This is a genomic window from Helicobacter sp., from assembly GCF_014799995.1.
In the GTDB taxonomy this organism is placed as follows: Bacteria; Campylobacterota; Campylobacteria; order Campylobacterales; family Helicobacteraceae; genus Helicobacter_D.
On the sequence record NZ_JAAVGY010000011.1, the window covers coordinates 1 to 13,553 of the forward strand.

Genomic DNA, 13,553 nt, shown 5'->3' on the forward strand with positions numbered 1-13,553 from the left:
CCCCAGAGACCGGCCATCGGCTCTGTCTCCATCTCATGCTTGAAATCGCGCAACTGGTCGAGATAGGAGTATTCCGGTTTCCACTTCAAATCATGGAAAGTACGGTCCATACAGAAAGCATTCTCAAGCGGATCCGGTTTCTCCGGACAATGGACCACCTCGGAAGGATTGTCCTTCGGGGAGAATACTTCTATTATGCCCTTGATCTGGTCTTCAAGCGACACCTGCCATCCGTTACCCACATTGTAGCACCCCCCCGGCAGTTCGGAATCCACGCAATTGCGTACGAGGCGTACGAAATCCTTTATATACACCATCTCCTTCGCCTTCTTGCAGTTGCCCCATATCTCGATAGGCAGCGACTTGGAAGCCCGATCCATAAGCATACGGAAAGGCATCATCCGCCGTTTGAAATCCGCGTAATGATAAGCGTTGGGATGATATTGATAGATTGTGAAGAAGCGCAAGGCGAAGAAAGCTATGCCATATTCCGCACGATAATGCTCCATCAGATCCACAGCCGCATTCTTGGCGATGGTATAGATGGCATGGTCTCCCGTCAGAGGAAAATGTCTGGGAGCCTCGTCAGGAATTACGGAGCCATTGTTATGATACTTGGCCATATCGCTCGGCGTCTGCGGAAAGATAATCTTCTCGCATCCCACCTTGTTCATCCAGTTCAGGACATTGAGCGTACCGATAGTGATGGACTCGAACAGTTCCACCGGGTCGAACGCGTATCGGCTCGGGAGCGAACTTGCAAAATGACATACGGCATCGAACTTCTCATCCGGAAGCACATCGAAAGCCTCCGGTTTACGGATATCCACAGAGAAATATTTCATGCCGTGTTGTGCGAAGAAACCATGGTCGTCCTTACGGCCACCCACGGCCACGACATCATATCCCTCTTCCTTAAGATGCATCGCGATATATGCGCCCAGATTGCCTGTGGCTCCAAAAACTATGACTCGTTTCATTTATATTCTAGTTTTAAGTAGTATCTTTTCACTTGGTCAGTCCCAATATGGGTGAGTAAGTATCAGCGGTTCCCCGTCCGGATTCCATGCCACTGCAGTGTGCGCTGTATAATTGTCATACGCCAATAACGAGGAGACACTTTTGGGTTTCGAAATCCTTATATTGGGGTTAAGTATATTGAATGATGTGTCGCGGAACACACATCTGAGGAAATTCTTCAACATCCAATGAAACTCCTCTTCTTTGAAATCCACAAATCCCTTTAATTCCTTAAGCATGTTATGTCGCTTGGGATAAACCCTCAGTACAATCGAAATAACCGACGGCACAGGATGAATAATCTGAATCTTATATCGGGTGGAATCATCGATGAAATAGGAGTTTCCGGTCAGGGAAATCCGTCCTTGAATAATATCTATTATTTTTTCCGTAATCTGATAGAGAGCAATATTCAAGCCCTCGATCTTTTCCTGCGGGTCCCTTTTGAATCTTGATGTGAGCCATTTGAATTCAAGATGATCGAAAATAGGAAGGTGTTTGGTCAGACGGTACATCACCACATATTCTGACATACGCGCTCCGATACGTGAGCTCGCATTATAATGGAGAAAGAAAAGCTCACCGCGAGTAAGCTGGGCCCTCATTATCTTTACATACCTCACCTTCTCCTTCTCCGGAATCTCTGATTGAAAGATAAAATCGAAGATACGGTACACTGTCCTGAAATATACCGACAATTCGATTGAGTATCTGTTGTAGATTGTTCCGAAGGCCCTGGAAGTATCCGACTTGGATGTGGAATATCTTTCCCTAATCTTTGAATCCTCCTTCATCTTGCGCATCAGAGCGGAAAAGAATTCTTTTCCCGTATATTCCTTTAAGGCAAGAGCGGAAGAAAAACTCGCATCGGAGTAAGAGAATCCCGACATAGGGAGAGAAACGTGGAGATCATTCACACGTGAGTTGTAAAGCTCAAGCATCGAGAAGAAGAGATCGTTGAAACGCTGCATCTCGGCCATGGCCTCCTGCCGAGCCTGGATTTCATTCTCAAAAGCTTCCTGAATTTGCCTGTTTTCATTGTCAATCCTTTCCTGCCGCTTTTGAAGACGAGCTGTCAGTTTAGTAGATTTCTTCATTTGAGCCTGTTGCTCGGTTATTGTCCACCACATGAAAAATATTGTGATAAACGTTAGTAACGGTCCGAACATACCGCCTACGAAATCTCCTAAATTACCCCATACCTCATTATCAACTACATATCCATCGTTATACCATCCAACTGTTCTTCCCCATAAGAAACAAATACAAACAATTACCACTATTAATGAAATACCTATCAGGAATTTCACCGAATATTTAATCGGGGCATTCCTAATTTCAATGTATTTCCGTAGAAGTGTGTAGTTCTTCATAAATGAAGATTAGCTATACCCCTTAATTATATCTTATGAAATCCCTGAAATCCATCAGCACAGTAAAGGCCAATTGACCTAACACTACCAAATTCAGTTTGTCAAATTGGCGCGTGGTGAAACCCTTGTCGAAGAAAGGGTAGACCAACACAATCGGAAGCATCAGCCATGAGAGATAGGCAATGCGATTGGTACAACTCGAATACCTTTACAAGAAGCAAAAATAGAATGGATAATTATCTGAGTTTAGGCAATATCTCCTTGTAGAAATTTTTGAGGCATTGGCGCACGTAGCCTTGCTCGTAGCGGGAGGCGATGAGGGCACGGGCTTCCCCGGCCATGGATTTTATCATCTCGGGGTTCTCCGTGAAGCGTTTCATGGCCCGATACAGCGCCTCTGTGTCTTTCGAGGGGATGATGGTGCCGTTCTTGCCATCTATGATTATCTCGTTGGCTCCGTTGATGTCGGTCACGATCTGCGGCAGACCCATAGCGCCGGCCTCTATCACCACATTCGGAAATCCCTCGCGGTAGCTCGCGAGAACCGCGCAATCCGATGCCGCGAGCCATGGCCGCACGTCCCTCTGCACACCGACAGCCTGAATAGCGGGATTGTTCTCTATCTCTTTCTGTGTTTCCGGTTTGATAGGATCCAGATCCGGTTCGTATGCCCCCACGAGAATAAGGCGTGTGGCCGGATTCTCCTTATTGAGACGCGAGAACGCGGCTACCATCTCGTTTATACCCTTGTCGCCGACAAGCCGACCGATCGAGATGAAAGTGAATACCGAAGGGTCCTTGATCTCCTCAGCTTTGGCCATCACCTCCTCCGAGCGGGAGAACCGCTCCAGGTCGATACCGCGACAATTACCGTATCCGAGCACCTTTATCGGTTTCTTTGTAATACCGTTGTCGAGCAAATCCCGTTTCACACCTTCTCCCTCCGGGATGACATGGGTGGCGCAAGCACACGTAAGCCAATCCGTAGCCATCAGTATGCGTCGTTTCAACCCTATGGAGGTCGGGAACACCAATCCTGTGAAAGTATGCACTCTGACAGGTACTCCCGCCAACTTACCAGCCATCATGCAGATAAGTCCCGCCTTCGGTGTCATGGAATGAACCATATCCGGTTTCTCCTTACGAAGCACCCTGGTCATCCGCCACAGCGACTTCAAATCCTTCAATGGGGAGATATGCCTCTCCATCTCCACGGTGACGACCCTTCCGCCGGCCTCCGAGACACGCGACAGCTCCGGCCCGTCAGACGATACGGCCACCACCTCGCAACCCAACTCCCGCAGCTCCGGTATCAAACCCGTGAAGAATCCGACCGAGCGAGACACAGTAACTCCTCGTATGATCTTTATATGTTTATTCATTGGAAATTAAATCTTTTGAACAGGCGTTTATGTACGGAATAGGCTACGGCAATCCATCAGCACCGTAAAGGCTAACTGGCCGAGCACAACCAAATTCAACTTGTCAAACTGGCGTGTGATGAATCCCTTATCGAAGAAAGGATAAACCAACACAATCGGAAGCATCAGCCATGATAGATAGGCAATTCGGTTGGTACAGCTCGCATACATCACAAGCAACCACACCGAATTGATACCCATGTAGGTGCTGAGAAGGAAATCGTATGTGCATGACTTATAGCCTCTGTAAATCTTTAGATGCAATCCGAGAAGAATCGGAGCAGCACTGTATAGTATGAAATCCGGTCGGAAACCGGTGTCATATCCGTTTTTCCAGTTGGTGAGATACTTCACCCCTTGCTCATCCGTGTAATCCACCAAGAAATGCTGGATCTCCTGCAATCCGAACACTGAGAAGACCACACATAGCACCCACACCACGAAAAAGAACTTGGGGCGATGAAAGAACCGGCAGACCACGAACACGCATCCCGGCATTACCATGGAATGATGCCATCCGAACGACAGTACGAGGCAAGGAATCCATATCCACCATTTCCTCCAATAAGCCAAAGCGCAGAGAAAAGCGGCTGCCGCCGCTCCGGCCTTAAAACCGTTGACGCAATAGGCATAAGTGGAGAACGCCCCCAGATAAATCACGAAAGCATAGAAACAATCCCTCGGGAACAGCTTCCTGCAAGCCACGGCTATAAAGATGAAATAGAAAGCGCTGATGGTGAAATAGAGCGACTTCATACCCCACTCATAGCAGATCACCACATGCAGCAGATTGTCATAAAGCACATTCGTGCGATACCATCTGAAACAGAACTCCCCCCCCTTGAACTCCTCATAGACCCTCACATAATGCATCGAGTCGCCGAAATCCGGCGTGAGCGGTCTGAATCCCAAAAAGATCGCGAGCAACGCCACAGTCACCATCAACTGCCACGACTGCATCCGAAGGTCCGTCCGATACCTCAGCCTCTCCCCCTCCACGGCATACTCCCGGATAAGGTAGCCCGTAAGCATCACCACGATCAAGAGATAGGCCGAGTGGTAATATTGGGGTGGGAGAATTGAAGGCATTATATCAGCGGAGAATCTCTTGAGAATTAAATTTTATAAGCTGTCCCCTTTCTTTTTTAGGAAGTTGTTATAGTCTTTAAAAAAGCTCCAGACAATCATTATCAAAAGAATTCCTATAGGAAAGGCGGCAATAATTGTTACCCCCTGTAGGCTATAGAGTGTATTTTCTGCGAAAAGTAGCCCAATCGGCAACAGTATAAGCATTATACTCCAGAAGCCTCTAATTTTTTTTGAAGGCTCCTCATCAGGAGAGATTTGCTTATAACTATATGCGGAAGTAACATATGTAATACCGTCCAAAGTGGTACTGTAAAATGCTATCATGGTGATTACCAATAGAAGTAATGCCAAGGAAGGGAGAGGGAGGGTGTCAAAAATCATAAGGATTCCATCATACATCTCCCCACCCGCAGAAATGAATCCTATCACATCCACACCATGCTTTAGTTGCTGAGAAAGACCATATCCTCCCAATATAATAAATGACATATAAGTACCTGCCAATCCCCACCCAAATGTTCCATAAACAACATTTCGCAGAGTACGTCCTTTTGAAATCAGAGCTATAAAGAATGGAGTGGCCACACACCAAACCAACCAATATGCCCAATAATATACAGTCCAGTTTTGTGCGAAACCGTTTGCCCTAAGAGGATCCATATATGTCGAGAGTCCAACGAAATTTTGTACCATATTTCCAAGAGATTGGAATCCGTTTTCAAGAATATATTGTGTTTCACCACCCAAAAACATAAAATAGGCAAGAACTGCAAAGAACAGATAAGAACAGATTTGAGCCAATCTACTGATACCTTTGACACCGAAAAGAACAGTGACGGTATATATGAGACATATAAACATTAATACAAGTATTGTGACTGCAGTGGAAACTTCAAAATTGAAAATCCTTCCTAATCCCTCTGTCAGTAATGGAGTAGCAAGAGAGAATGTGGTAGCCGTGGCACAAACAATAGCAAAAATTGCAACAATATCTATAATCTTACCACATACCCCATCTACATATTTACCTAAAAGAGGGCGACACGCCTCAGAAAAACGCTGGCGCTCTCGCTTACGCACATGCATCATAAAAGCGAAACATACCGCCAAGATTACATAAAATCCCCATGCAAGCGGACCCCAGTGAAAAAGAGTAAATGTCTCAGCCCACATTTCCGTGCCTCCGAGATCTTGTACGTGTTGTTCTCCCCCATATAATGCCCATTCGATTAATGAATAAAACATGATATCAGCCGCCATCGTGGAGGTGAATATCATTGTTCCCCATTTGAAATTACTATATAACGGTTTATCAATATTTCCAAGACGCAGGTTGCCATACTTATTATTTATTGCCACATATAAAGCACAGACGACACTTCCCACGGCAAGAATCGGATAATACAGCCCGATTTTATTACCAAAGAAATCTCGTAGAGAGTCTACGGTATGTGTAGACTGTTCGGGGGCAATCATAAATATGCCCATCAAGGCAATTACGATTACGAAAGGAATAAGCATCGTCACCCAATCGATAGATTTTGATTTTAGATTCATTATCTTAAAATTTAATTAAGTGAATTGTATTTTATTTATATTGTCTTTTGCCCGAAGGAATCGATCATATCCGTATGTTCCGAAATCATCCCCTTTAGCCTCCTTGATTATAGTCCACTGAGACCAGAGATAATCCCAAAGAATCTGATAGCATAAAATTTTTTCTCGGGCGTTAGGGGGTATCATTCCATCAAAATAATTGTCAAGAAAATAATCCTCATTTTCCGTTTCAAACTGAGCTTCTAAAAACAAAGCGGCAACGTCAGCCATAGGATCATTCATGCCGGAATATTCCCAATCTATAAGATAAATTCTTCCATCAGACGCCTTGATGAAATTTTCATATAGTGCATCATTATGACATGGTTTCAACTCAACGCCGAGGGTATTGAGATGATATTCCAATTTCCTTACTTTAGACAATACCTCTTCCCATCCGGAATACATTTTCCCATTTACATTTTCGATAAGATTATTATATTTTTCTATTTCATTTAGAATATTGAATTCATTCTTTAAGCGAATATGAGAATTATGTATCACTTTATATATATGCACTATCTTACGCATATTGTCATGGCGTTGAATCGTGGCTGCGTTCAGAGTCTCGGCATTTTCAATAAAATCTGCCACCTTTATTCCTGTTGTAGGATTAAAATATCTAATGGACGGATTTACCCCAAGACTACTTGCAGCAGAAGCATTAAATTCTTCATTCAATCTCTCCACCATTCCTTCAGAACCATTCCCGGGTACACGAAGTACATATTTTTTTTCATCTATCTGCACCTTAAAGTTTTTATTACTCATGCCACCGATTTGCTCAATTACAGCAGACTCGACATCACTCTCGGGGAAGATCGTACGGAGATAGCCTCTGAGATTTTCTTCATCGAAAGGATTTTCCTTTCGTTGTAGGGCTCTGTATATTTTATTTTTAAGAATTGAGAAATCAGCGTTGCAATCTACATCCCCCCAGATAACATTTTTAAAATGAATATAGGGCCTGTCCAAAGCATCAGTAACATCCATAAGAAGATATTCATAATTGAGATAAGGATTAGAGGATGTCTCCCATGCTACAATAATTTTTCTGAAAGTCTCTATACTTATACGTGTAATACCCATCATTTCCCCCTCGAAATTGCATACTCTATGTCGATCTTTTGTGATCTTTGTAACAAAGCCGTTCTTTGTCTCGACGAAGCATTCATCACCGGAGCCACTTTCTTCCGTCATGGAAATGCAATTACCATTCTTGACATCTCTCAAGTCTTGTATCACTTTATGTTCAAAAAAAGTGTCACCTTCAATAAGAATAAAATCCTCATCTACAATATCCTTACAAAGAGCCAACGAACCCATAGAACCGGTAAATTCGTAATTCTCATTCCTGATGAGAATTACGTCATCGGCAGCATATTCATTAAATAAGTCAGCCTTGTATCCTATCACCAATATAATCTTCTTAAACCCATTACTCCTTAAAATCGTCAAAGTTCGTGAAAGAAGATTTATTCCTGGGGTAAAAGGTAACAAGGGATAAGGAACCTCAGAGTCCCGTTCTTTTCTTGCGGCAAGTATTACAGCGGTATTCATTTATTGTAGATTAGTTTGCTTGAACTGTCATATACATATTCCTTCTCCCTGACAAAAAAGGAGAAACTAATTTTATTGTCGCTATTAGGTATCTTTTTGAAATTTGATAATTCAGACTCTGTGCATTGAAGCTGACTTGCAATTTTTTTTAAGATCTTAGACCTAGTGTCAGAGATATAAGTTTTATCAAATTCTCTTAATTCATCAAGAGTATCAAATTCCTTTATTTCATAATCATGATATTTCTGAACTTTCATTTTAGGAAGTTTATCTATGTATTTAATATAGATATCCTCCCAATATAAGTTTCTATTCTCAGGAATTAGATACTCCTCATTCAGAATCTGTTTAAATAATCTACTGAAATTCTCAGACAAGAATACATGGCCTATCATGTACCACGCATTATGGCCTCCTATAGTGACTCCTCTGATATTATCGTTCTCATCAATTTCCAGACAATACTCTTTAGTATCCCCGTTTGCGAACAGAGAACTATAGAAACTTTGATCCCTGCTCTTTAAGAATACATTTTCGGGAAAATAATTATCTGATGAACAGATAAACGTATTTCCTAAATTATCTAACACTCGTACAACTGAAGAGATATTGTTGTATCGGTCATAATCCTCATTGTGCACTAATCTCACCTCCATTTTTTCCCGTAGATACTCAAATTTTTCAGCCATATACCCGGTTACGACTGTGATATCTCTAATACCGGCATCTTTGAGCTGACGTATCTGACGCTCTATCATTATCTCCCCCTTTACCTTGAGCAGACCTTTAGGGATTTCAGCTGAAAGCGGAACAAAACGGGAGGAAGTTCCTGCAGCAAGAATTATCGCATTTCGGTCAGTTTTCTTCATTGATCAGAACGCAAAGTTTGCAATAAAATTTACGTTAGATTTGTTAAAGACAGGATTATAGATATATGCGACATTAAGAGGGAGAATCCATCCGCTTTTGAAAATCACATTATAAGTGTATTTCAACTCTATATTAACAATGGAAAAGTCATGTTCATAATTATTGTAACACGATTTATTAAACGCCGCTCCTACGCAAAGAGAAATTCTGTTTGCTTTCAAAAAGTCATAATAAGTCCCTAATTCCAAATATGTAGAATAAGCCTGCTTCTCATTTCCATCGACATCTATATATTTATCAGCTCCATAGAAGAAATTGCTGATGGTAGCCCAGAGAGGTATTTTTTCAGGGGAATAAGAAAGAGTAGCCTCAAGCCAGTGACCAGTATGTCTTCCACCTTTAAAATAGGTATCTTTATTGGAATCAGTCGTTGGATAATAGTAATCATTGATACCCAGGGTAAAGTCTTTTAGCGTATAGCTGATGCCGGCATCCACTTCCGCATATTTACCATTGATAGCATATCCTCCCATGAAATATACATACAGTCCTTTATTGCTGTATCCTACGGATGGAAAAACTACAGGTGCGCTATCTTCGGACATCATCTCCATTCCACGCCATATATATTTTGTCTGCAGGTCAATACCCAATCCGAAAGGAGAATGTATAAGTTTAGCACCCCAGTTGTTTTTCTCCTCTTGCGGTATATTACTTTCCGTGGTCTGAGCAAATGATACACTGCTGATTAAGGACAATATACCTAAAATAATAAACTTATTTATAAATCTCATATAATGAATTATGTTGGTTAATCAATTATTCTTATCAATTCGAAACTCTGATACATAGTGATGCCATTTGTCGGTCTCCTCTGGTACGATACGCCAGTCTCCATACGACAGAGTGAGATATTCGTCATATCTGTTAGGTATTTTTATTTTACCTATTTGGGGAAGTTCGATTTCCTTGAAAGGAAAATAATTTTCTTTTGGAATCATCCTATAACAGATAGACAAGTCCGACATAACATGGACATAGCCTGTCTCTTTTCTATTTTGTCCGAAGAGTTCCACCCACTTATTCCAAGTACGATACGACGCGAAAGAGAACAGCTTTCCCCAGAACTGACGTAGACGCCAGTTCATACGGCCAGCTTTAGTAGAAAACATAAGATTCTTGTAACCCTTGGAACCTTTTTGTGCCTGTTGCACTGAACCTCCAGTGTACATAAGGAAATAAGCCCAATACCTTCGTAATATATTCAATCGAGGCTGTGCTTTGACATTATCTATCGGGAAGATGTCTATAAATACACCTGATTCACTATTTTTTTCTCCTGTAAGTGGGACATAGACTGTGGTGGTATCAATTATCTTAGCAAATCGGGCATAAGAACCGCCTTCGGATAGATAAGATGAAACCTTATACTTGGGAGGTAATTCAGATGCATACTTGGATAGAAACAGGTCGTAATCTTTACGGGACATGTGAAGATCAAGATCATCATCCCATGGAATCCATCCGTTGTGTCGCATAGCCCCAATCACATTACCGTAAGCAAAGCATACCTCAAGACCATGTCTGTTACAGACCTCCTCAATATCGCGATACATCCCTATCAGATGATTCTGCAGCTTCATCAAATTCTCTTTTGATAATTCCTTTCCTTTCCCGGAATTTGTGATAGACTGATATATTTCCTTTGTACTAAACATATTATCTTCTCTTATGCAATATTTTATAAATAGGTAATGGTAGTAATCCTATTAATAGAGGTGTGAATGCATAGACTCTTCGCCATTTTGAAAGACCAACTTTCGGAATCCATTCCCATCTCACCCGGAAAGAATTAACTCGATATTTGAATTTTCTCCTTTTTATAGCATTCCTATCATCTCGCATTGCATATAACGGCTCATCCATAACATATCCTCGATATCCCGCAGCATACAATTTATACCATAAATGGACGTCTTCGACCCTTAGGAGTTTTTGGGCAACCCCATAACCTCCAACTTTTTTGTATGCTTCGGTACGTATTAAAACCGGAGCATGAGGAAAACTGGGTCCAGTAGAAGTAGTTCTATTAGTTACCGCATATCCACCTTTTGCTCTCCGGAATTCTCCATTTTCATCAAAGTAGATCATAGGAGTGCTTACAATTGCAAAATCCGGATGCTCTTCAAGGAATTTTAATTCAGCTTCAAAACGAGTAGGCAGCGAAATGTCATCTCCATCCATTCTAGCACAATACTCAGTGTCTGCATATTGGAGGCAATGATTGAGAGAATAATTGAGTCCCATATTCTTATCATTTTTCAATAAAATGATATTGGGATGCTTTTCCGCGTGGCTCTGAGCAATCTTATATGTATCATCGGTGGATCCGTCATCGCACATAATTATTTGGAAATCCTGATAAGTCTGGGTATATAAAGACTCCAATGCCTCATCAAGCGTGGGGGCACAATTATATATAGCCATTAAAACCGATATTCTTGCCATAATTATATTTTATTTATTTTTACTACCTCAAAAATGAGACAAATATTTAAAAAATATTTTATTTGATTACCCTATAAAAGGTGTTTAAGTTCTTTTATCAACTTACAGAGAGAAGTATCCGCTATACTCTATGGGAGAACGTCTTATGTAACCGGAAATCGAACTATAACAATTGTCCAATCCAACCGTATTCCACGGGCACCGGATATCTCGCAACATACTCGGAAGCCACTTTTAAAAGATCATCTTTTGACCCGTAATCACACAGAATAACTTTAAAATTTTGATAAGTTTGGGCTAAGAGCGAATCAAGTGCCTCCGCCAATGTAGAAGTACAATTGTAAATTCCTATTATTACAGAAATTCAAGGTTTATCCATAATAAACTATATACATAAATAATGTAAATAGAAGCTGAATCCAAACCAATTGCTTAAGTTTGGTGGTTTGTTCCGGCATAAAATTCTTACAGAAAAAAGGATATATAGTTACTACCGGATACATAAGCCACGAGAGATAAGCTATTCGATTGGTAAATGCAGCATACATACACAGCATCCATACGGCATTCGTCAATAGATAGACATTCAGCAAAAAGGAATATATCTTGGATTCCAATTTATATTTGAATATGGCCATATAGCCTATAAATACCGGTAAAAAACTATATATCACAAAGTCCAGTCTGAATCCTGTTTTACCACCCCAATCTTCATTTTCCGGATTCAAATATTCAGCCCCACTCTCATCTGACATGCCGGCAAAAAATTCCTGAAAACCGGAAATATGGAGAACCGCCATCAGAAGAGCAAATACCCAAAATGCAAAATAGTATTTTGAATTTTTTAAAAATAGCGATATAATATATGCCATAATAGGCATAATCATAGAATGATGGAATCCTAAAGATAATATGAGACAAATTGCCGCCTTTATTTTTTTTTCTCTATATCCTAAAGCGCAAAGGAAGAAGGAAGCTGCCGCACCTGCCTTTATACCGTTGGTGGCATAAGATAGAGTAGAAAATGCCCCTAAAAAAACCACAAAAGCTAAAAAAGCATGGTTTTTAAAGAGCAATTTCATAGCCTTATATGCCCCCATAAAATAGCATATGGCTATAATGAGAAAAAAAACGGTTATGTCGTAATAATTCGCACCAAGCCAACTGAATAGATTATCAAATATATAATTAGTGGCATCCGCATCAAAAGAGAATGATTTTCCATATTGTTGAGCATAGTAATATGAATTATAGTTTACCATATCAACAAATCTTCCATCTACCGGACGAAGTCCGATAAAAAGCGATATGATTGCTGGAAATATCCACTCTGTTAATTTTTTATTTTTCTCTCCTATTCCATCATTAGTATAGGTAAGTACTCTATACTTATTAGTGGCAATTATTGTAGCAATAATCACCACTAAATAATATATGGTACTATATAGGGAAGCTTCAAACATATCTTAAATAATACTTGAAATTATTATCTTCCAAGTATCTTTCTTATTCTCGAAGTAATCTTCGGAGATATAATTCTGTGAATTATTTGTGAAATCTTTGTACGAAGAGGAGAACGATCTAACCACGACATCGTATACCAATGAATACTTCTCGTATTCTTTGTGAGCTGCAATCTGCCTGTCAATGAATCCAAAGGATTGAAATATTCCTTAGGGTAGATTGATATATCTCCAATCTTCTGAATATCTTTTTTAGGAACCAATCCCCTCGTCTGCAAAATCTCCGTAATATACATCACTACAGTTTTCATATTCTGAGTCCCATCCTCATTCAGATATCGAAAGTCTTGATATGCTTTTAGGATATCAAAATAAAGAGGCATCTTATCTGTAGCACCCAAGCCCAATCCCGGAGCAACCGCACCGCAATAAGACTTTCCATCAGAATCAATCTCAAATCCCATGAATGGTCCATCAGCTACTATATCATCCATCGGTTTTATTACCTCTACATCAGTGTCGAAGTAGAGACCGCCATGCTCATATAGTATTTTGAAGCGGGCGTAATCACTTACAAAGGCATACTTCCTTGCCGCGTAAGCTTGTTGTGTATATGGAATGCTATTTACATCGAAATTATCTTCATTCCATTC

At 40.8% G+C, this 13,553-nt stretch carries 13 protein-coding genes; all 13 read right to left on the reverse strand.

From position 1 onward, the window contains the following. Positions 1 to 980 (reverse strand): NAD(P)-dependent oxidoreductase (locus HDT10_RS02380; protein ID WP_290879575.1); only part of this gene is annotated, 980 nt, incomplete at its 3' end. A 36-nt stretch (positions 981 to 1,016) separates the two neighbouring features. Next, complete coding sequence (locus tag HDT10_RS02385; protein WP_290879576.1) at positions 1,017 to 2,393, reverse strand: putative phage abortive infection protein; 1,377 nt, start codon at positions 2,391 to 2,393, stop codon at positions 1,017 to 1,019. A 236-nt stretch (positions 2,394 to 2,629) separates the two neighbouring features. Next, positions 2,630 to 3,775 carry a glycosyltransferase family 4 protein gene (locus tag HDT10_RS02390; protein WP_290879579.1) on the reverse strand — a complete coding sequence of 382 codons (1,146 nt, stop codon included), beginning with the start codon at positions 3,773 to 3,775 and terminating at the stop codon, positions 2,630 to 2,632. A 27-nt stretch (positions 3,776 to 3,802) separates the two neighbouring features. Further along, a complete protein-coding gene (locus HDT10_RS02395) occupies positions 3,803 to 4,756 on the reverse strand; it encodes an EpsG family protein (protein ID WP_290879581.1) in 954 nt (317 codons plus the stop codon). Positions 4,757 to 4,936: 180 nt separating this feature from the next. Then, positions 4,937 to 6,460, reverse strand: a complete 1,524-nt coding sequence (locus tag HDT10_RS02400) for a BCCT family transporter (RefSeq protein ID WP_290879583.1) — start codon at positions 6,458 to 6,460, stop codon at positions 4,937 to 4,939. 15 nt (positions 6,461 to 6,475) lie between these two features. Further along, the gene (locus HDT10_RS02405) at positions 6,476 to 8,059 is read right to left on the reverse strand and encodes a phosphotransferase (protein WP_290879585.1); all 1,584 of its coding nucleotides are present in this window, start codon (positions 8,057 to 8,059) and stop codon (positions 6,476 to 6,478) included. Next, a complete protein-coding gene (locus HDT10_RS02410; RefSeq protein WP_290879587.1) occupies positions 8,056 to 8,928 on the reverse strand; it encodes an NTP transferase domain-containing protein in 873 nt (290 codons plus the stop codon). The genes HDT10_RS02405 and HDT10_RS02410 overlap by 4 nt, the downstream gene beginning before the upstream one ends. A 3-nt stretch (positions 8,929 to 8,931) precedes the next feature. After that, positions 8,932 to 9,687 (reverse strand): hypothetical protein, encoded by a 756-nt coding sequence (locus tag HDT10_RS02415; protein WP_290879591.1) that lies wholly within the window; start codon positions 9,685 to 9,687, stop codon positions 8,932 to 8,934. A gap of 57 nt (positions 9,688 to 9,744) precedes the next feature. Continuing rightward, positions 9,745 to 10,647 (reverse strand): LicD family protein, encoded by a 903-nt coding sequence (locus tag HDT10_RS02420; RefSeq protein ID WP_290879593.1) that lies wholly within the window; start codon positions 10,645 to 10,647, stop codon positions 9,745 to 9,747. Between the two features lies 1 nt (position 10,648). Continuing rightward, entirely contained in the window at positions 10,649 to 11,437 is a 789-nt protein-coding gene (locus tag HDT10_RS02425) for a glycosyltransferase (RefSeq protein ID WP_290879596.1), read from the reverse strand. Positions 11,438 to 11,600: 163 nt separating this feature from the next. Continuing rightward, a complete protein-coding gene (locus HDT10_RS10205) occupies positions 11,601 to 11,801 on the reverse strand; it encodes a glycosyltransferase family 2 protein (RefSeq protein ID WP_367159059.1) in 201 nt (66 codons plus the stop codon). Between the two features lie 7 nt (positions 11,802 to 11,808). Further along, positions 11,809 to 12,900: an EpsG family protein gene (locus tag HDT10_RS02430; RefSeq protein ID WP_290879598.1), complete on the reverse strand. Its 1,092-nt coding sequence runs from the start codon at positions 12,898 to 12,900 to the stop codon at positions 11,809 to 11,811. Between the two features lie 23 nt (positions 12,901 to 12,923). Next, positions 12,924 to 13,553, reverse strand: a 630-nt coding sequence (locus HDT10_RS02435; protein ID WP_290879599.1) for a glycosyltransferase, incomplete at its 5' end; no start/stop codon positions are given.

What these genes read in the sequence shown, in the direction of transcription:
- HDT10_RS02385 (WP_290879576.1), bottom strand. Translation starts at nt 2,393, where the DNA reads ATGAAGAACTACACACTTCTACGGAAATACATTGAAATTAGGAATGCC.
- HDT10_RS02390 (WP_290879579.1), bottom strand. Translation starts at nt 3,775, where the DNA reads ATGAATAAACATATAAAGATCATACGAGGAGTTACTGTGTCTCGCTCG.
- HDT10_RS02395 (WP_290879581.1), bottom strand. Translation starts at nt 4,756, where the DNA reads ATGGTGACTGTGGCGTTGCTCGCGATCTTTTTGGGATTCAGACCGCTC.
- HDT10_RS02400 (WP_290879583.1), bottom strand. Translation starts at nt 6,460, where the DNA reads ATGAATCTAAAATCAAAATCTATCGATTGGGTGACGATGCTTATTCCT.
- HDT10_RS02405 (WP_290879585.1), bottom strand. Translation starts at nt 8,059, where the DNA reads ATGAATACCGCTGTAATACTTGCCGCAAGAAAAGAACGGGACTCTGAG.
- HDT10_RS02410 (WP_290879587.1), bottom strand. Translation starts at nt 8,928, where the DNA reads ATGAAGAAAACTGACCGAAATGCGATAATTCTTGCTGCAGGAACTTCC.
- HDT10_RS02420 (WP_290879593.1), bottom strand. Translation starts at nt 10,647, where the DNA reads ATGTTTAGTACAAAGGAAATATATCAGTCTATCACAAATTCCGGGAAA.
- HDT10_RS02425 (WP_290879596.1), bottom strand. Translation starts at nt 11,437, where the DNA reads ATGGCAAGAATATCGGTTTTAATGGCTATATATAATTGTGCCCCCACG.
- HDT10_RS02430 (WP_290879598.1), bottom strand. Translation starts at nt 12,900, where the DNA reads ATGTTTGAAGCTTCCCTATATAGTACCATATATTATTTAGTGGTGATT.